Source organism: Kitasatospora sp. NPDC127060 (assembly GCF_042724935.1).
In the GTDB taxonomy this organism is placed as follows: Bacteria; Actinomycetota; Actinomycetes; order Streptomycetales; family Streptomycetaceae; genus Kitasatospora.
In genome coordinates this window covers 42,524-59,958 of sequence record NZ_JBHXEG010000006.1, presented here as the reverse complement: position 1 = coordinate 59,958, position 17,435 = coordinate 42,524, and the positions used below count along the sequence as shown (strand labels likewise).

18 protein-coding genes are annotated in these 17,435 nt (G+C 74.8%); 9 read left to right on the top strand and 9 right to left on the bottom strand.

All coding sequences use genetic code 11. The annotated features are described in order from the left end of the window. Positions 1-116: 116 nt before the first annotated feature. On the bottom strand, positions 117-515 hold the full coding sequence (locus ACFWIS_RS05770; RefSeq protein WP_380458727.1) for a cytochrome C oxidase subunit I: 399 nt from the start codon (positions 513-515) through the stop codon (positions 117-119). A gap of 202 nt (positions 516-717) precedes the next feature. Here ACFWIS_RS05770 and ACFWIS_RS05765 point away from each other — a divergent pair, with 202 nt between their 5' ends. The 4 genes from ACFWIS_RS05765 (at position 718) to ACFWIS_RS05750 (ending at position 4,188) form a co-directional block, all read left to right on the top strand. After that, on the top strand, positions 718-1,329 hold the full coding sequence (locus ACFWIS_RS05765; RefSeq protein ID WP_380458729.1) for a TetR family transcriptional regulator: 612 nt from the start codon (positions 718-720) through the stop codon (positions 1,327-1,329). 30 nt (positions 1,330-1,359) lie between these two features. Further along, positions 1,360-2,892, top strand: a complete 1,533-nt coding sequence (locus ACFWIS_RS05760) for an FAD-dependent monooxygenase (RefSeq protein ID WP_380458731.1) — start codon at positions 1,360-1,362, stop codon at positions 2,890-2,892. Positions 2,893-3,011: 119 nt separating this feature from the next. Further along, positions 3,012-3,665 (top strand): NADPH-dependent F420 reductase, encoded by a 654-nt coding sequence (locus ACFWIS_RS05755; RefSeq protein ID WP_380458733.1) that lies wholly within the window; start codon positions 3,012-3,014, stop codon positions 3,663-3,665. Between the two features lie 91 nt (positions 3,666-3,756). Beyond that, positions 3,757-4,188 carry a YchJ family protein gene (locus ACFWIS_RS05750; RefSeq protein ID WP_380458735.1) on the top strand — a complete coding sequence of 144 codons (432 nt, stop codon included), beginning with the start codon at positions 3,757-3,759 and terminating at the stop codon, positions 4,186-4,188. A 78-nt stretch (positions 4,189-4,266) separates the two neighbouring features. On the opposite strand, the gene ACFWIS_RS05745 is transcribed toward ACFWIS_RS05750, so the two are convergent. Beyond that, the gene (locus ACFWIS_RS05745; protein ID WP_380458737.1) at positions 4,267-5,250 is read right to left on the bottom strand and encodes a polysaccharide deacetylase family protein; all 984 of its coding nucleotides are present in this window, start codon (positions 5,248-5,250) and stop codon (positions 4,267-4,269) included. Between the two features lie 156 nt (positions 5,251-5,406). Here ACFWIS_RS05745 and ACFWIS_RS05740 point away from each other — a divergent pair, with 156 nt between their 5' ends. Next, the gene (locus ACFWIS_RS05740) at positions 5,407-5,928 is read left to right on the top strand and encodes a GNAT family N-acetyltransferase (protein ID WP_380458739.1); all 522 of its coding nucleotides are present in this window, start codon (positions 5,407-5,409) and stop codon (positions 5,926-5,928) included. A gap of 6 nt (positions 5,929-5,934) precedes the next feature. Here the strand turns inward: ACFWIS_RS05740 and ACFWIS_RS05735 are convergent, their stop codons facing one another. Continuing rightward, entirely contained in the window at positions 5,935-6,816 is an 882-nt protein-coding gene (locus ACFWIS_RS05735; protein ID WP_380458741.1) for a carbohydrate kinase, read from the bottom strand. A gap of 337 nt (positions 6,817-7,153) precedes the next feature. Between ACFWIS_RS05735 and ACFWIS_RS05730 the strand changes: the two genes are divergently transcribed. From ACFWIS_RS05730 to ACFWIS_RS05720, 3 genes are all read left to right on the top strand, one after another. Further along, on the top strand, positions 7,154-8,677 hold the full coding sequence (locus ACFWIS_RS05730) for a M1 family metallopeptidase (protein WP_380458743.1): 1,524 nt from the start codon (positions 7,154-7,156) through the stop codon (positions 8,675-8,677). A gap of 217 nt (positions 8,678-8,894) precedes the next feature. Continuing rightward, on the top strand, positions 8,895-9,332 hold the full coding sequence (locus tag ACFWIS_RS05725) for a hypothetical protein (RefSeq protein ID WP_380458745.1): 438 nt from the start codon (positions 8,895-8,897) through the stop codon (positions 9,330-9,332). Between the two features lie 52 nt (positions 9,333-9,384). Next, positions 9,385-9,621 (top strand): hypothetical protein, encoded by a 237-nt coding sequence (locus ACFWIS_RS05720; RefSeq protein ID WP_380458747.1) that lies wholly within the window; start codon positions 9,385-9,387, stop codon positions 9,619-9,621. 464 nt (positions 9,622-10,085) lie between these two features. Here ACFWIS_RS05720 and ACFWIS_RS05715 read toward each other — a convergent pair whose 3' ends face one another. From ACFWIS_RS05715 to ACFWIS_RS05705, 3 genes are all read right to left on the bottom strand, one after another. Beyond that, complete coding sequence (locus ACFWIS_RS05715) at positions 10,086-11,696, bottom strand: sigma-70 family RNA polymerase sigma factor (protein WP_380458749.1); 1,611 nt, start codon at positions 11,694-11,696, stop codon at positions 10,086-10,088. Positions 11,697-11,909: 213 nt separating this feature from the next. Continuing rightward, positions 11,910-12,878, bottom strand: a complete 969-nt coding sequence (locus tag ACFWIS_RS05710; protein ID WP_380458751.1) for a CAP domain-containing protein — start codon at positions 12,876-12,878, stop codon at positions 11,910-11,912. A gap of 176 nt (positions 12,879-13,054) precedes the next feature. Beyond that, positions 13,055-13,534, bottom strand: coding sequence for a GNAT family N-acetyltransferase (locus ACFWIS_RS05705; RefSeq protein WP_380458753.1), 480 nt, complete (start codon positions 13,532-13,534; stop codon positions 13,055-13,057). A gap of 217 nt (positions 13,535-13,751) precedes the next feature. On the opposite strand from ACFWIS_RS05705, the gene ACFWIS_RS05700 reads away from it, so the two are divergent. Continuing rightward, a complete protein-coding gene (locus tag ACFWIS_RS05700) occupies positions 13,752-14,477 on the top strand; it encodes a hypothetical protein (RefSeq protein ID WP_380458755.1) in 726 nt (241 codons plus the stop codon). 49 nt (positions 14,478-14,526) lie between these two features. Here ACFWIS_RS05700 and ACFWIS_RS05695 read toward each other — a convergent pair whose 3' ends face one another. The 3 genes from ACFWIS_RS05695 to ACFWIS_RS05685 form a co-directional block, all read right to left on the bottom strand. Then, positions 14,527-15,918, bottom strand: a complete 1,392-nt coding sequence (locus tag ACFWIS_RS05695) for an MFS transporter (protein ID WP_380458757.1) — start codon at positions 15,916-15,918, stop codon at positions 14,527-14,529. Positions 15,919-15,924: 6 nt separating this feature from the next. Then, on the bottom strand, positions 15,925-16,719 hold the full coding sequence (locus tag ACFWIS_RS05690) for a glycerophosphodiester phosphodiesterase (RefSeq protein ID WP_380458759.1): 795 nt from the start codon (positions 16,717-16,719) through the stop codon (positions 15,925-15,927). Between the two features lie 261 nt (positions 16,720-16,980). Further along, entirely contained in the window at positions 16,981-17,310 is a 330-nt protein-coding gene (locus tag ACFWIS_RS05685) for a hypothetical protein (protein WP_380458761.1), read from the bottom strand. Between the last annotated feature and the right edge of the window lie 125 nt (positions 17,311-17,435).

Here is a 17,435-nt window from a genome sequence, read left to right as displayed (position 1 = left end):
TTATTGGAGATGGTGCATACCCCCCGGCCCCCGACCACCACTGCAACCCCGGCGGGCCCCGTCTGGGGCCGGCCGCGCCGCCCTCGGGGGGGCCCCCCCGACGTTCGTGCGCGCCGTCAGCCGCCAAGGGCCGCCGGGAGGACGGCGAACAGCGCCGCCGCCAGGGTGACGGCGAGGCAGAGCGCCGCCCAGCGGGTGCAGATCCGGCGGCACTCGGCGCGGTAGCGGGCGGCCAGCCGGCGGCAGCGGTCGACGGCGCGGTCCACGACCTCCTCGGCGTAGCGCAGCCGGTCGGCGGCGTAGGCCTGTTCGAGGCCCTCCCGCTCCGCGTCCGGCAGCCAGGGGAACTGCGCGGCGAAGGCCCGGGCGTCCCGTTCGGCGGCCGCTACCTCCGCCTCCCAGGCCAGGAAGCCCTCGATGCGGGCGATCTCCACCCGGGAGTTCACCCGGCCGCCGCCGGCCGGCCCGCCCCGGCGCGGGCTCCGCGCCCGCGGCGGACGCTGTCTGCCACCCATGACCGCTCCTCAGTTCCTGTCGGGTCGTCCCGCCGGATTCCTGCGGGAACGGGCTCCTGCGGGGCATCGCTCCGCGACCACGCAACTACTACCAGCGACGAACCGCAGGTGGCAGGCGGCTCGCCACGGCTCCGGATGCCCGGAAAAACTTGCGTGCCACGCACTATTGCGCACTACGCACCTTTTCGGGAGAGTGGAGCACATGACGAACGGGCAGCCCGGCCTGCGGGAACGGAAGAAGGCCGCGACGCGGGAGGCACTGAGCTGGGCCGCACTGCGCCTGGCGGTGGAGCGGGGGCTGGAGAACGTCCGGGTGGAGGACATCGCAGCCGCGGCCGGAGTGTCCCCGCGCACCTACAACAACTATTTCTCCAGCAAGGCCGAGGCGATCGTCTTCCGGCACCGCAACCGGGTCCTGCGGGCCGCCGAGGCCCTGCGGGCCCGCCCGGCGGGGGAACCACTCTGGGAGGCGCTGACCCAGTCCCTGGTCGAGCCCTTCGAGGGCCCGGACCAGGCGCCCGACGCGCGCTGGGTCACCGCCGTACGGCTGCTGCTGCGCGAACCCTCGCTCCAGGCCGAGTTCTTCCGCGGCGGCGCCGAGACCCGGGCCGAACTCACCGCGGCGATCGCCGCCCGGACCGGCACCGACGCCGACCGGGACCTCTACCCGAAGTTGGTCGCCTCGGCCGTGCTCTCCGCACTGCAGGCCTCCAACGAGCAGTACCTGGGCGCCGATCCCGCACTGCCGTTCAAGGCGGTGTTCGCCGAGGCGCTGCGGCAGCTGGCGGCCGGACTGCCCGATCCGTCGTCGTGACGAACCAACCGTCCCAGAGGGGGAATCGAGATGACCAACGACGTCGTCATCGTCGGCGCCGGCCCGGTCGGGCTGTTCCTGGCCTGCGAACTGGCGCTGGCCGGAGTCCGGCCGGTGGTGCTGGACCGGCTGCCCGAGCGCTCCGGTGAACAGAAGGCCAACGGGCTGGTCGGCCAAGTGCTCCGGCTGCTCGACCACCGCGGCCTCCACCAGCCGCTCAGCGGCGCCCCGGGGGTGCCGCAGCCGGTGCCGCGCTTCGTGTTCGGCGCCTTCCCGCTGGACCTGCACCGCCTCGACGCCAACCCGCTGCACGCCGTGCCCGTACCGCAGCACCGGATCGAGGAGGTGCTGGAGGAGCGGGCCCGCGAACTGGGCGTCACCGTGCGCCGCGACCACGAGGTCACCGGCCTCACCCAGGATCCCGCCGGGGTGACGCTCGACCTCCACGGCCCGGACGGCGCCGGGCGGTTGCGCACCCGCTACCTGGTCGGCGCGGACGGCGGCCGCAGCACCGTCCGCAAGCTCACCGGGATCGGCTTCCCCGGCGTCACCTCGCCCGACCCGGTCTCCCGGATCGCGCACGTGCTGCCGCCCGAAGGAATCCGCGGCACCGACGACGGCGCGTTCCTGCTGCCCGGCTGCCCGACCCCGTTCCGCCCGTACACCCACACCCGCACCGACCACGGCGTGTTCGTGATCGCCCCCTTCTCTCCGGACGCCGTCATGGTCGCCACCCTGGAGTGGGGCGGCCCGCCGGTGGACGAGCGCGCCCCGCTCACCCTGGACGAGCTGCGCGCCAGCATCCACCGGGTCACCGGCGCCGACCTGGCGCTCGCCCCGGCCCGCACCTCCGGCCGGCACACCCCACGGCGCACCGTCGGACACAACACCCGGCTCGCCGAGCGCTACCGCGACGGCAGGGTGCTGCTGGTCGGCGACGCCGCCCACGTGCACGCCGCGACGGGCGGCCCCGGCCTCAACCTCGGTCTTCAGGACGCCGCCAACCTCGGCTGGAAGCTCGCCGCCGAGCTCCAGGGCTGGGCCCCGCCCGGCCTGCTGGACAGCTACCAGCGGGAGCGCCGCCCGGTCGGCGAGCGGGTGTTCATGCACTCCCAGGCGCAGACCGCCCTGATGTCCCCCGGCCCCGCGGTCACCGCCCTGCGCGCCCTGGTCGGCGAACTGCTGGCCCACGACGACAACCTCGCCCGGATCGCCGCCCTGATGGCCGGCAGCGACGTCCGCTACGACACCGGCTGCCCGCACCCGCTCGCCGGCGGCTTCGCCCCGGAGCTCTCCGTCGACGGCTCCCGGCTGGCCGAACTCGCCCGCAGCGGCAGGCCGTTGGTGCTCGACCTGACCGGCGGCGCGCTCGCCCTCGCCGACCGGGCGGCGCCCTGGAAGGACCGGGTCGACGTGGTGACCGCCCACCCGGAGCAGGCCCCGGCCGGCGCGCTGCTGCTGCGCCCGGACGGGTACGTCGCCTGGGCCTGTGCCCCGGACGACGCCGACCCGCAGGGGCTGGACCGGGCGCTGCGCGACTGGTTCGGCGAGCCGCGCGGCTGATCCCGAGCCCGGGGAACACCCCCCGAGCCGGAACATCCACGCGCGGTGACGGTGCGTCAACTAGGGTCGTCGCGGCCCGCTCCACCGGGGGCGGGCACCCACGGGACGAACGGGGAACCATGCGCATCGGAATCATCGGCACCGGCACGGTCGGGCAGACCCTGGCGGACAAGCTGGTCTCACTCGGCCACCAGGTGACCCTGGGCTCCCGCACCAAGGACAACGAGAAGGGGCGGGCCTGGGCCGAGCAGGCCGGCCCCGCCGGCGGCACCGGGACCTTCGCCGAGGCGGCGGCCTTCGGCGAGGTGGTGCTGAACGCCACCGGCGGGACGGTCTCGCTGGCGGCGCTGCGCGCGGCCGGCGCCGAGCACCTCGCCGGGAAGCTGCTGATCGACGTCTCCAACCCGCTGGTGTTCGGCCCCGAGGGCGTCACCCTCGCCCCGGTGAACACCGACAGCGTGGGCGAGCAGATCCAGCGCGAGTTCCCCGGGGCCCGGGTGGTGAAGGCGCTCAACACGCTGAACTGCGAGCTGATGGTCGCGCCGGGGAGGCTGGCCGGTGAGCACAACCTGTTCATCGCCGGGAACGACGCCGGGGCCAAGGCCGAGACGGTCGCGCTGTTGGGCGAGTTCGGCTGGCCGGCCGAGTGGATCGTCGACCTCGGGGACATCACCGGCGCCCGGGCCACCGAGATGATGATGCCGTTCTGGCTCCGGATGATGGGCCACTTCGGCAACGCCGAGTTCAACTACTCCTTCCGGCGCCCCGCGTAGCGGGACCGGGCCCGCCCCTCCACCGGGAGGGGCGGGCCCTTCATGGGCCTCCCGGCCGTGGCCTCCCGACCGTTGGGGGACAATGGACGGCATGTCCCGACGTCGTTCCGCGCCCCGCCCCGCCGCTCCCCGGCTGCTGCCGTCCTCCCCGTGCCCGTGCGGCCTGCCCGCCACCTACGGCGACTGCTGCGGCCGACTGCACCGCGGCCAGGCGAAGGCCACCACCGCCGAGTCGCTGATGCGCTCCCGGTTCAGCGCCTTCGCCGCCCAGGACGAGGCCTACCTGCTGCGCACCTGGCACCCGGACACCCGGCCCGCCGAGGTGGACTTCGACCCGGCGCTGCGCTGGACCGCGCTGGAGGTGGTCTCCACCAGCGAGGGCGGTGCCTTCCACGCCGAGGGCACGGTCGCCTTCCGGGCGCACTGGACCGAGGGCGGCGAGCAGGGCGTGCTCAGCGAGCACAGCCGGTTCGTGCGGCACGAGGGCGCCTGGGTGTACCTGGACGCCCTCTCGCTCGGCTGAGGCTCCCGCCGACGGGTGCCGGCCAGGGCGTGGCTGACAACTCCCGCCGGGCGCGCGACGCGCACCGTCAGCCACGCCCTACAGGTAGTCGTCCAGCCGGCCCAGCGAGAAACCGGCCGCGGTGACGTCGTTGACCACCTTGCGCAGCAGGTCCGGCATGGTGGCCTTCCAGTCGGAGACGCCCCGGAAGTGGGTGAGGATGATGTCGCCCGGGTGGAGCTTGCGGTCGTCGTAGCGCCACTCCATGTGGTCCGGGAAGGCCTCCTCGTTCCACAGCGGCACCGCCTGGACGCCGCAGGAGGCGGCCGCGCGCAGGGTGTCGTCGTTGTACTCGCCGTACGGGGGCCGGAAGAGCCGGGGGCGGACGCCGATCTGCTGCTCCAGCTGGTCCTGCTGGTTGCAGATCTCCTGGCGCTGGGTCTCGTAGTCGAGGACCTTGAGGTTGCGGTGGTTGATGGTGTGGTTGTTGATCTCCACGCCCTGCTTGTGCAGGTCCCGGAAGTAGCCGTAGTTGTCGCGGACCAGGTAGTCGGAGAGGAAGGCGCTGACCGGGATGCCCAGTTCCTGGGCCATCCGGGAGAACTCCGGGTCCTTCTCGAAGCCGTCGTCGATGGTCAGGAAGACCACCTTGTCCTGGGTCGGCACCCGGAACACCACGGGCGGGCGGCCGTCCTTCAGCTTGACGCCCTGGACCGGGGTGAGCGCGGCCCTGGTCGCCGGGCGGGGCGGGGCCTTCAGCGGCGGGCGGTCCAGGCCCCAGCGCTGCGCGGTCTCCACGGCGGCGCGGGCCGCGTTCTCCTGGCGGGCCGCGGCCTCGCCGCTGGCCTCCTCCTCCTGGCGGGCCAGGCCGGGGAGCCGCGCCGGGGCGGCCTCGGGCGGTGCGGCGGCTCCGGCGGCGGGTGCTCCGGCGGCCGGGGCGGGCTTCGGCTGGGCGGCGGGGCCGGCGCAGCCGGTGACCACGGCGGCGAGGCAGACGGCGGCCAGCAGTCCGGTGCGTGCGCCGCTCCGCTTCTGACCTCGACTCAGGTCCTCATTAATGCGACAAGCTGATGGTCCGTTCATAGCTGCTACTGCTCCCCCGCTGGGCGCCCCCGCCAACCTCCCGTCACCCGGCCGGGGCAACGGCACGCCGCCCGCCTTGCCGTTCCTTTGCCGAATCCGCGCGACCGGCCCGAAAACCCTTTGCGGCCGCGGCGCCCGGAAACGGATCATGCGCGCATGACCGACCCCTGGACCGTGACCTCGGCCGATGTGAACACCCCCGAGGCCGCCGAACTGCTGCGCGAGTACTACTACGACGTGGCCAACCGCTACTATCGCCTCCACCTGGGCCGGGAGGGCACCCCGGAGGAGCTGGAGTCCGGCCTCGCCGACACCCCCAGCGACGACCTGGCCGCCCCCACCGGCGTCTTCCTGCTCGGCCGCCACCACGGCGCGGCCCAGTCCTGCGCCGGGCTGCGCCGCCTCGACGCCACCACCGTCGAGCTCACCCGGGTCTTCGTCCGCCCCGGCACGCGCGGCACCGGCGGTGGCGCCCGGCTGCTCGCCGCCGTCGACGAGGCCGCCCGCTCGCTGGGCGCCGAGCGGATCGTCCTGGACACCCGCCTCGACCTGGTCGAGGCCCGCGCCCTCTACCTGCGCAACGGCTACCGGGAGATCCCGGCGTACGGCGACACCGGGCCCTACTCCGAGGTCTGGTACGGCAAGGACCTCACCGAGGCCGCGCGGCTGGGGAGTTGACGGATCTCAGGCCAGGGCCGCGGCCAGTTCGGCGGCCGATGGCGGGTTGGCGCCCGGCCGGGAGACGGTGAGGGCGGCGGCGGTCACCGCCCGGGTGAGGCAGTCGGCGAGGTCGGCGCCGGAGGTTCGGGCGTGCAGGAAGGCGGCCATGAAGGAGTCGCCGGCGCCGACGGTGTCCGCGACCACCACCGGGACGGCCGCCGTCCGCTCCCGGCGCCCCTCGGCGGTGAGCGCGAACGCGCCCTCCGCGCCCAGGGTGACGGCGACCACGGCCGGGCCGAGGGCCAGCCAGCGCTCGGCGACCGCCTCCGCGGGCTCGCCCGGGTAGAGCCAGTCGAGGTCCTCGTCGCTCGCCTTGACCAGGTCGCTCAGCGCCACCCAGCGCTCGACCCGGTGGACGGCCTCCGCCCGCTCGCCCATCAGCGCGGGGCGCACATTGGGGTCGTAGCTGACCGCGGCCCGGTCGCGCCAGCGTTCCACCAGGGCGAGCACCGCGGCGGCGCCCGGTTCGGTGACCGCGCCGATCGAGCCCAGGTGGATCGCGGCGGGGGCGGCGGGCAGTTCGGTCGGCGGCAGCGTCCAGCCGATGTCGAAGGTGTACTCGGCCCGTCCCTGCCCGTCCAGCCGCACCACCGCCGAGGGCGTCCGCGCCACCTCGGCAGCCCGGACCACCACACCCGCCGACTCCAGGTGCGTACGGATCAGCCGCCCGTTGGCGTCCGGCCCCAACTCGGTGAGCAGCACCGCCGGGTGGCCCAGCCGGGCCAGGCCGTACGCGAGGTTGGCCGGGCTGCCGCCGGGGTGGACCAGATCGGGGGCGCCGTCCGTACGGACGATGTCGGCGACGCACTCGCCGATCACCAGGAGGGGTGCGGCGGGGCTGGTCACTCGGCGGCTCCTGGCGTCCGGTGGGCGGGCGGTGTGCGGGGCGCCAGCCTACGGGGTGCGTCCGGGAGCCGTCCGGGCACATGAGTACGGCCGCCGGACCTGGCCAGGTTCTCCGACGGCCGTGGCCTCGTCCGTCAGGGGACGAAGCACTACGAACACTAGGCCCGGCCGGGGAGCGCCGCCAGCACCGTGGGCCGTCCGGGGGACGGCCTCGTGTCGCGCCCCGTCCCCGGTCGGGTCGAATCCCGTCGGCCGGAGCTGACGGTCCACTAGGGTCGTTGCCCGGTGCCTCGCGCACGTACCCCGGCGCTCCGCCGCCCCGGTCCCGGCTCCCGAAGTGGTGATCACCCTGCTCAGGTCCCGTACCGCTCTCGTCCCGGTGCTCGTGCTCAGCGCGGCGCTGCTGTCCGCCGCCGCCCCGCCGGCCACCGCCACGGACGGGCTGGGCGATCCGGTCTTCCCCTCGCTCGGCAACACCGGGTACCGCGCCCTGGCCTACGACCTGTCCTTCGAGTACCGGGCCGACACCCGGACCGTGGACGCCGGCGCGGTGATCACCGCTCGGCTCGACCGGACGCTCGCCTCGCTGTCGCTGGACGCGCTCGGGCTGAACGTGCGCGCTGTCCGGGTCGACGGGCGCCCGGCCCGGTTCGCCGTCCACGACGAGAAGCTGACCGTCACCCCGGCGCACCCGCTGCACCGCGGCGCCACCGCCCGGCTGGCCGTCGAGTACTCCGCCGACCCGCGCGCCGCGCTGCCGCACACCGGCTGGGTCCCCACCCCGGACGGCTTCGCGGTGGCCGGGCAGCCCGCCAGCGCGCACACCGTCTTCCCCTGCAACGACCACCCCGGCGACAAGGCCCGCTTCACCATCGCGGTCACCGCCCCCGACCCGCAGCGCGGCGTCGCCAACGGGGAGCTGACGGAGACCGAACCGCTCGGCGACGGCCGCACCACCCGGCGGTACGTCTCCCGCGAGCCGATGGCCACCGAGCTCGTCCAGGTGTCCGTCGGCGACTACACCGTCCGTGAGCGCCCCGGGCCGCACGGGCTGCGGCTGCGCGACGTCGTCCCGACCGCGCGGGTCGCCGACCTCGCCCCGGCCCTCGACCTCACCGCCGACCAACTCGACTGGGCCGAGCAGCACTTGGGCCCGTTCCCGTTCGAGTCCTACGGCATCCTGCCGGCCGACACCGACGACCCGGCGGCCTTCGCCTTCACCGGGCTGGAGACCCAGACGCTCACCCTCTACAAGCCGGGCTTCCTGCGCCAGCCCGAGCCGAAGATCGGCTCGCACATGATGCACGAGCTGGTGCACTCCTGGTTCGGCGACAGCGTCACCCCCGCCACCTGGGCCGACCTGTGGCTCAACGAGGGCCACGCCGACTTCTACGGCCTCGCCTACCGCTACGAGCGCGGCTGGCCCGACGCCTGGGGCGACACCACCCTGGTCGCCCGGATGCGCCGGCTCTACGGCCTCGCCGACCAGTGGCGGCACGACTCCGGCCCGGTCGCCTCCCCCACCGCCGCGAACCTCTTCGACGACCAGCGCTACACCGGCGGCGCCCTGGTGCTCTACGCCCTACGGGAGAAGGTCGGCCCGGAGACCTTCGACCGGATCGAGCGCGCCTTCCTGCGCGAGCACCGGTACGGCAACGCCAGTACCCGGGACTACGTGCGCACCGCCTCCGAGGTGTCGGGCCAGGACCTGCGCGGCTTCCTGGACGACTGGCTCTACGGGCGGCACACCCCGCCGATGCCCGGGCACCCGGACTGGACGGTGACGCCGGTGACCACCACCCCGCGCGCCGGCGCACGACCGGTCGGGCCCGGCGCACCGGAGGGATCGGGCACGGTCTGACGCGCTTCGCGGGCTCTGATCGGCTTTCGCACGCTCTGCCGCCATTCGCCCGCCGGATCGCGCCGCACTGCGCGTCCGGGCGCCCCCGTGCGCCCCTGGCCGTCCGGGGCGCGGCGGGCCATGGTGGTCCCCACGGCCCGCCTGCCGCCCGGCCTAGCCCCGGCCGGCACGCGGGCCGTCCACCCTCCTCCACTGCCACCGGACACCACCGGCGAAAATGTTCGCGGTCGGGAGGCAACCCCTGAAGGGCTGGACCACCGACCATCGACAGGGCGATCTGCGCTCCCCCGTCGGGGTGTTCACCCTCACCGGCGCGGGCGGCCGGTTGCCCGACCCGGGCAGCCGACCGCGGTACAACCGGTCCGACGCCTTCGTGATGCCCGGCACCGGGTTCGAGGCAGAGCCACTGGCCGGCTCCTTCGACTACGCGGTCGCCGTCGACCACAACCGTGTCCCCGGCTCCACCCCGCTCGACTCCCGCCGCCCGCGCGGCAGCGGGTACGGCGGCGGGACCGGGCTGCACGTCGACCACGCCGAGCCGACCGACGGCTGCGTCAGCATGACCACCGACCGGATGCGGGAACTGCTGCTGGCGCTCGATCCGGCGCTGCACCCGGTGGTGGTGGTGGGGGACGCCGGGGCGCCGGCCCGCTGAAACGCGCCGGTGGCGACCGTAACCCTTGCGGCGCAGCGTCGTTGGACCGGCCATGAAGAAGCGCAGCATGCTCGCCGTCGCCTCGCTCGCCGTCGGCGTGGTCGCCTCCCTGACCGCTCCCAGTGCCCACGCCAGCGCGGTCGGCGGCCAGGAGGGGATGCCCGGGCCGGCGGTCGGCGCGCCGGACTCGGCGCCCGGGCAGGTCGGGGACGCGGGCGGCGTGGTCGGCCAGGCCACCGGGTACGTGACCGGCTCGGCGGACGGCCTGGTGCCGGTCACTCCGGCCTAGGCCCTGTCCGGCCGTCAGACACGCCCTGGTGTGGCCTTTCGGGCTCGGGGAGGGGATGGGCGCGCCGATGTGCGGTCCCCTCCCCGAGCCGGTCCGGGGTCGGTTGCGCACGAGGAGCCAGGCTCCCAACCCGTCGCAGTGGCCGCTGTTGTAGCTGGTGGTGGGGTAGCCCGCCGGTACGGGCGTGCACGGGCAGATCCATGCGCCCGGGCGGGCGAGCTGCATGAACCGGGAGCCGATGCCTCCGCAGCCGGGGACCTGGGACCTGGTGGTTGGTGTTGATGCAGCCGGGCGGGACCGGCGAGCCGGCACAGGTCCGGATGCCGTCCCGGACCTGCTGCGTGAACTAGGCGTCGATGTTGGCACAGCCCGTGCCGTTGCCGGGGTGCTGGGTGAGCAGGAAACACGCTCCCGTGACCGGCTGGGCCGCTGGGGGTCGGCCCCCGCGGCCCAGCCGGTCACGGTCAGGACAGCGGGGCGCCGAGGTCCTGGGTCCACAGGGTGCCGGCCGGGCCGGCGGCTACGCCGACGCCGATGTCCTTGAAGCCGCAGTCGAGCATGTTGGACTGGTGGATGCCGCCGTCCATCCAGCGGGCGAAGACGCTCGCCGCCGTGGTCGGTCCCCGGTCGAGGTTCTCGCCCCACTGGGACCAGCGGTAGCCGGCCGCGGTGATCCGGGCGTCCGCGCGGACGCCGTCGGGGTTGACGTGGTCGAAGAAGCCCCGGGCGGCCATGTCGTCGGCATGCTTCTGGGCCGAGTTGTGCAGTCGGGGGTCGATCCGCAGCGGGGCACAACCCGCCTTGGCCCGTTCGGCGTTGACCAGGTCCACCAGCTGCCGCTCCGGGTTGGGCTGCGGCGCGGCGGGGGTCGGCCGGGACGCGGTCGGCGAGGGCGTCGGCGTAGCGGTCGGGGTGTCGGCGGGGGTCGGCGTCGGGGTGGGCGTGGGGGTGGCGGACGGGGTCGCGAGGAGGGCCGCCGGGGTGTCCAGGGCGGCGGCCGGGGCGGCGGGTTCGGGGGCCGCCGCGCTCGGCGGCTCACTGGGGTTCGTCCAGACCAGGGCCAGCGTGGTGACGGCCACCGCGGCGGCCGCGCCGCCCGCCAGGACGGCCTTGCGGGCGGCGATCCCGGCCCAACTCCCTTGCGCGCCACCGCCGGTGGCGGCACCGGCGCCCGAACCAGTGCCCGCACCGGAACCCGCACCCGCCGCGCCCGCACCACTGCCGGCGGCGGCCGAGTGCGCGGCGGTGGCCGAGTGCGCGGCGGTGGCCGCCGTGTGCTGGAGGTGCAGCAGCGCGGGCGAGGCCGACGGGATCGGCACCATCGCGAGGCCGGCCAGCAGCCCTTCGGCGGGGAAGAGGTCCCGGCCGAGGCCGTCGCAGTTGGCGCAGCCGCGGATGTGCCGGGCGATCCGCTTGCGCCAGACCGAGTTCGGGGTGCCGTCGAACCCGGTGGTGACCTCGGTGAGTTCGGGGCAGCGCGGGTAGGCGCCGAGGGCGCGGACGACGACCCGGCCGGCCTCCAGCTGCTTCTTCATCCGCTGGACGCGCACGGCGGCGTGCTGCGGGGTCAGGTCCAGGGCCTCGGCGAGTTCGGCGCGGGTGAGTTCGCCACTGGCCTCCAGCCACCACAGGGCGAGCAGTTCGCGGTCGTCCGGGTCCAGCCAGCGGGTCGCCTCGGCCACCTCGCGCCGCTGGCCGGACAGGCCGAGGCGCAGGATGGTGAGGTCGGTGAAGTCGGCCCGGGGGTCGGGGACCTCCCAGGTCTCGTCCAGGCCGCCGACGATGGGCTGCTGCTGCCCGGCGGCGTGGCGGCGGCGGACCTGGTTCATGGTGATGGCGACCAGCCAGGACCGGAAGGACTCCGGGTCGCGGAGCCCGTCCAGGCCGTCCAGGGCGCGGATCATGGTCTCCTGGGCTACGTCGTCCACGTCGGCGTGGCCGCGCAGGGCGCGGCCGGCCACGTTGTAGACGAGCGGCAGCCAGGCGGCGACCAGGGCCTCCTGGGCCTGCCGGTCACCTGCCTGCGCCGCGAGCACCAGGGTCGCTCCGGTCCTGTTCTGCACATCAGCGTTCATGGTCCGCGCTCCGTCTTGCCGTGTTTCCGTCCGCCGCTGCCTCCTCGGAGACCTGTGGGGAGTGATCAGATAACAACAATGTGCGCGGAATCGGAAAATCGGACTTCCCGGTGGCCGGGAGTACCGGCCACCGGCGGAGGCGAAACGAGGGGCGGAGGCGGGGGCGCGGGACGGAGGGCGGGGGACGCGGGCGGGGCGCGGCGGCGGGGCGGATCAGGCCGGGGCGGCGAACACCTGCGTCCACCACGGGCCGTCGGCACCCGTCCGCACGCCCACCCCGAGCTGCTTGAACGCGCAGTTCAGGATGTTGGCGCGGTGGCCCGGGCTGTTCATCCAGGACTCCATCACCGCCGCCGGGTCCTTCTGCCCCCGGGCGATGTTCTCGCCCCAGGTGCTCCAGCGGTAGCCGACCGCCTCGATCCGGTGGTCGGCGTGGTAGCCCTCCGGGCTGGCGTGGTCGAAGTAGTTGCGGTCGGCCATGTCGTCGCTGTGCGACTGGGCCGCGCTGGCCAGCCGGGGATCGGCGCCGACCGGGCCGCAACCGGCCTTGGCGCGCTCGGCGTTGACCAGGTCCACGACCTGCTGGGCGTACGAGGCGTTCGGTCCGCCGCCCGCCGGTGCGGCGGCGGCCCGCTGGGCGGCGACCGCCGCGCCGTCGGCGGTCGGGCGGGCGGCCGTCGGGCTCGGCTTCGTGGTGGCGGTGGGCCGGGCGGTCGCGCTCGCCGTGGCGGTGGGCGGGGCCGTCGGAGAGGCGGTGGCGGTCGTGGTGGCGGTCGCGCTCGGGGTGGCCGCCGGGTCCGTCGCCGTCGGGCTGCCCGAACCGGCCCCGGCGCCCACGGGGCCCGCTGCCCCGGCGCCCGGCACCTGGATGCCCTCGTGCGTCCCGAGTTCGGCGGCGATCAGCGAATCGGCCGCGGTCGACTGGCCGGCCAGGTCGCGGTCGGCCTGCTTGCCGCCGTACGCGGCGTACCCGGCCCCGGCCAGTGCGGCGATCAGGCCCGTTCCGGCCACCGCGGCGACCACCGCGGTCACCGGCAGGAACGCGCCGCGCCTGCGACCCCGACGGCCACGGCCGGCATGCCGCTCGGCCGCCCGCCGCGCGGCCCGGCCACCCAGGCGGCCGTGGCCGCCGCTCCCGCTGCCGTTCACCGGGATGATGGTCGTCCTGTCGTCGCTGTTCACGTCGCCACTGCTTTCTGTCCAGGTCGGCTGGTCGGGTGCCGACACCTGGGAGACCCCACGGCGGAACGCCGATAACAGAAAGTCCGAACGAATGTCCGCCGGACAGATCCTGGGTCACGTGACCCGATCACTCGTCCCAGTCGGGTCCCGGGCGGACCCGGGCGGCTCTTGCGGGCTCAGCGGGCGGGGCCGTCCGGGGCCATGTCGTACGTGACGAACATCGTCCGGGTGGCGACCTGGTCGTACTTGCTGCGCGCCCGGTGGTTGTCGTCCGACGTGATCCAGCGCACCGTGTTCCACCCGCGCTCGGCGGCGATCTCCCGCAGCCGGGCCAGCAACTGGTCCACCGCCCCGCCGCCGCGCACCTCGGGCGCCACGAACAGGTCGTCCAGGAAGCCGCCGACCGCGCCGTGCAGCGGTCGGGAGAACGGTCGGAAGTGCGCGAACCCGACCGGCGTCCCGTCCGCGTCCCGGGCCAGCAGCGCCTCCAGCTCGTGCGCCGGGTCGTTCAGCCAGGACCACACCAGCCCGGCCTTCTCCTCCGGCATCGGCACCCGGTAGAACTCGCAGTACCCGCGGAACAGTTCGCGCCAGCGCGGGTAGTCCCCGGCCTCCGGCACGCCGATGCTCCAACGGTTCGCGGCGGCGCTGCTCAACTCGGTCTCCTCGCCAGGTCGGACGGACCCGCCCAGCATGACGGACCGCCGGGCGCCCACCGACCGCCGTCGTGGCCAACAACCACCCGCCGGTACTCCAGTCCGGCAGGCGCGGGCCCACCCGGGAGGGTGAAGCGCTTTCCCGCCTCGGGGCCCATCCCCTACCGTGGGTCACCCCGATGGCACGGAGCGGAGGTTCCCTGCGGTGGACGAGCCGATGACGGAGTACCAGAGCCACACCTGGGAGGACGAGAACGGAGGCCGGTTCATCATCCTCTACCCGGGCGCCGAGAAGGCCGACGAGGAGGGCGAGGCGCGGCTGCGCGCGATGGGCGCCCGGGAGTTGGCGGCCCTCCGGGAGCGGGAGGCGGCGGAGCGGGACGGGGCGGAACCCGGCCCCGGCGGATGGCGCCGCTCCGTCACCGTCAGCCTCGGCGATGCCACGCCGCTGCCCGGTCCCCGGCTCGACCCGGAGTGGCTCCGCGCCTGGTGCGCGGAGACCGAGGCGGCCCTCCCCGGGTTCACCCGCTCCTTCGCCGAGCGGTACGGCTTCCCGCCCGGCGAGAACGCGCTGGCCCCCGCCACGGAGCACAGCCTCCGGGCCGCGGACGCGCTCGCCGAACTGCTGCCGCTCCCCGCCGATCTGGCCACGCTCCACCGGGCGCTCGCCGGGGCGTCCCTGCCGGACGTCGACAACGGCTACTTCATCCATGCGCCGGAGACGGTCACGGCGCAGCTGCGCGACTACGGCGTCCCGGCCGTCGAGGGCGAGCGGCTGCCCCTGGTCTTCGGCAGTGACGGCGGTGGCCACCTGTTCGCGACCGGACACACCGGGCGGGTCTGGAGGTCGGCCACGGCCTCCGTGGACGGCGGCTTCGAGCTCGTCGCCGGCACCCTGGAGGACTTCCTCCGGGAGATCGGCGGGCTGATCGCCGACCGGTGAACCCCGGGCCGGCTCCCGGTGCCCGGGCCGGGCGCCGGGAGCGGCGGGGTCAGAGGCGCTCGGGCACCGGGTTGCCGACCGCCTCGATGGCGCGGCGGACCGGCACCTTCGCCAGCACCAGGAAGCCGATCACGAAGAAGATCAGCAGCGAGATGATCGCCGAGCGGTAGCTGCCGGTGATCTGGTAGGCGAGGCCGAAGACCAGCGGGCCCATCCAGCTGGTGCCGCGGTCGCTGACCTTGTACAGGCTGAAGTACTCGGCCTCCTTGCCGGCCGGGATCAGGTGCGAGAACAGCGAACGGGAGAGCGCCTGGCTGCCGCCGAGCACCAGGCCGATCATGCAGGCCAGGGCGTAGAACCAGACGGGCTGGTGAGCGGGCATGAAGTAGCCGAGGGCCACGGTGATCACCCAGCCGACCAGCGAGCCCAGGATGGTCCTCTTGGCGCCGTGGCTGTGGGCGATCCGGCCGAGCAGCAGCGCCCCGCCGATCGCCACGACCTGGACGATCAGCACGGCGATGACCAGCGTGCCCTGCTCCATGCCGAGTTCCTCGCTGCCGTACAGCGAGGCCTGGGAGACGACGGTCTGGATGCCGTCGTTGTAGCAGAGGAAGGCCGCCAGGTAGAGCAGCGTCAGCGGGTGCTTGCGCATCCCCTTGAGCGTGCGGCCGAGTTCGCGCAGGCTGCCGGCGGCGGGCTGGTCGGGGCCGGTCGCGGCGCGGTCGCGGGCGACGCCGGCCCGGGAGGGCAGCCGCAGCATCGGGACGACGGTGAACAGCGCCCACCACAGGCCCGCCGAGGCGAGGCAGATCCGCACGGCGGTGCCGGAGGACAGGCCGAGCGCCTCGTGGCCCTCGTACAGGGCCAGGTTGGCGATCAGCAGCAGTCCGCCGCCGGCGTAGCCGTAGGCCCAGCCCTTGGAGGAGATCTTGTCGCGCTCGTCCGGTGAGGCCAGGCCGGGGAGGTAGGCGTACGAGAGCGCCACCGACACCGCGTAGGAGATGTTGGCGACCACCAGCAGCGCGCCGCCGAGCAGGTAGCCGTCGCCGTCGAGGAAGAACATCCCCGTGGTGGCGAGCGCGCCGACGTAGGCGAAGCCGCACATCAGCTCCTTGTGCCGGCCGGTGCGGTCGGCCACCGTGCCGGTCAGCAGCATCGCCGCGACCGAGATCAGCACGGAGAAGGAGACGGTGTACGGGAAGAACGATCCGGCGCGGATCGACAGGCCGAGCGGGTGCACGTCGCCGGAGGCGTCGGCCGCGTTCCTGGCCACCTCGGTCAGGTACGGCCCGAGGAACACCGTCAGGACGGTGGTCGTGAAGGCGGCGTTGGCCCAGTCGCTGATGTACCAGCCGAACTGCATCCGGCGCAGGGCGCGGCCGTCGTCGGCTGCCGCCGGGGGCGACGAAACGTCGTCCGGCACGTGGTCCGTGGTGCTCATGGGCTCCTATTTCACTGTGCTGGAGCCGGTGCTGCCGTCCGTCCAGCAGCCGCGCTCGCCGAGGACGTCCCGCAGGACGTCGATGCGATCCGCCATGATGCCATCCACACCCAGGTCGAGGAGAGCCCTGATCCGTGTGGGATCGTCCACAGTCCACACGTGGACCTGCAGGCCGAGGCGGTGGGCGGCCCGGACGAAGGCCCGGTCGACCACCGGGATCCCCCGGTGCCGCTCCGGCACCTGGGCGCAGATCCCGGCGAACGGCGCCCCGCGGCCGGGCAGCAGCGGGCCCGCCAGGGAGCGCAGCCGCAGCCGGGCCACCTCGCGCGGGCCCAGCGAGGTGGCCAGCCGAGGGCCGGCGGCGGCGCGCACGGCGGCGAGTCGGCTGTCGGAGAACCCGCCGACGCAGACCCGGTCCCAGGCGTCCGTCCGGCGGATCGCCGCCACCAGCGGGGCGACGGCGAGCGCGGCCTTCACGTCCACGTTGAAGCGGGCCTCGGGGAACGCCCCGAGCAGGTCCTCCAGCAGAGGCACCGGCTCGGTGCCCCCGATCCGGGCCCGTCGGACGCTCTTCCAGGGCAGTTCGGCCAGCGTGCCGGTGCGGTCGGTGACCCGGTCCAGGCGGGAGTCGTGGAAGGCGACCAGCACGCCGTCGGCGGTGGCGTGCACGTCCGTCTCCAGGTACCGGTAGCCGAGCGCCACGGCGGCCTCGAACGCGGCCAGCGAGTTCTCCGGGTGGCCGAGCTCGCCCCCGCGGTGGGCGAAGGCCAGCGGACCCGGATGGTCGAGGAAGGGGTGCATGTGGTGCTCCGAGCTGCTGGGGAGGAACGCGGGCGGTGCCCGTTCCGACGGCCTCTCGGGCCGCGCGCGTTACAGTATTACGCACCCTGTCAAGCAGTAACGCCGGTGGCCGGCCCCCGGCTCCGGCCCCTCGTGCACAAGATCGACTTCCCGGCGGTTGCGGAGTCGCAGTGTTCCGGTGGTGCGGCAGGGAGCACCCGAACGCCGCCGGCCACCGGCAGCTGGCCGACCACACGCTGCGCACCCTGGGGCTGGGCGAACTCAGCGAGCTGTGAGGCTCCCGGGCGGGTGCCCCGCCGGTCCGCGACCCCGGGCGTCGTCGGTGCGGCGCAGGTCGTAGAGGTACGACTTGCCGGCCTTCCAGCTGCGCCAGGGGCCGAGCGGGGGCGACGCCTCCTCGGCCGAGCGGCCGGACAGCGGCCAGCCGTTGGCCGTCCCGTCGGCGCCGACGGTGCACCAGCCGCGCCCGGGCAGCCAGCGGCACCACACATCGAGGTCGATCCGCCGGAACGACGGCCGACCGTTGGACTCCCCGTCCGGGCGGTAGCGGTAGACCAGGCCGTCCACCCGGCGCACGAACTCGATCGACACCGCCGCTCCCCCTCCTCGGATCAACCACCGGACGGGCAAGGATACTTCGGCGGCCCGCCGCAGGGCCCGGGGGCGGGCGCCCGTGGGAGCCGGGGTGCGCGGGGCGGGGGTGAGCGTCGATGCTG

Coding starts and splice junctions, on each gene's coding strand:
- ACFWIS_RS05740 (WP_380458739.1), top strand. CDS start 5,407: ATGACCGACCCCTGGACCGTGACCTCGGCCGATGTGAACACCCCCGAG.
- ACFWIS_RS05695 (WP_380458757.1), bottom strand. CDS start 15,918: ATGAGCACCACGGACCACGTGCCGGACGACGTTTCGTCGCCCCCGGCG.
- ACFWIS_RS05715 (WP_380458749.1), bottom strand. CDS start 11,696: ATGAACGCTGATGTGCAGAACAGGACCGGAGCGACCCTGGTGCTCGCG.
- ACFWIS_RS05720 (WP_380458747.1), top strand. CDS start 9,385: ATGAAGAAGCGCAGCATGCTCGCCGTCGCCTCGCTCGCCGTCGGCGTG.
- ACFWIS_RS05745 (WP_380458737.1), bottom strand. CDS start 5,250: ATGAACGGACCATCAGCTTGTCGCATTAATGAGGACCTGAGTCGAGGT.
- ACFWIS_RS05760 (WP_380458731.1), top strand. CDS start 1,360: ATGACCAACGACGTCGTCATCGTCGGCGCCGGCCCGGTCGGGCTGTTC.
- ACFWIS_RS05750 (WP_380458735.1), top strand. CDS start 3,757: ATGTCCCGACGTCGTTCCGCGCCCCGCCCCGCCGCTCCCCGGCTGCTG.
- ACFWIS_RS05690 (WP_380458759.1), bottom strand. CDS start 16,719: ATGCACCCCTTCCTCGACCATCCGGGTCCGCTGGCCTTCGCCCACCGC.
- ACFWIS_RS05700 (WP_380458755.1), top strand. CDS start 13,752: ATGACGGAGTACCAGAGCCACACCTGGGAGGACGAGAACGGAGGCCGG.
- ACFWIS_RS05755 (WP_380458733.1), top strand. CDS start 3,012: ATGCGCATCGGAATCATCGGCACCGGCACGGTCGGGCAGACCCTGGCG.
- ACFWIS_RS05770 (WP_380458727.1), bottom strand. CDS start 515: ATGGGTGGCAGACAGCGTCCGCCGCGGGCGCGGAGCCCGCGCCGGGGC.
- ACFWIS_RS05765 (WP_380458729.1), top strand. CDS start 718: ATGACGAACGGGCAGCCCGGCCTGCGGGAACGGAAGAAGGCCGCGACG.
- ACFWIS_RS05725 (WP_380458745.1), top strand. CDS start 8,895: ATGTTCGCGGTCGGGAGGCAACCCCTGAAGGGCTGGACCACCGACCAT.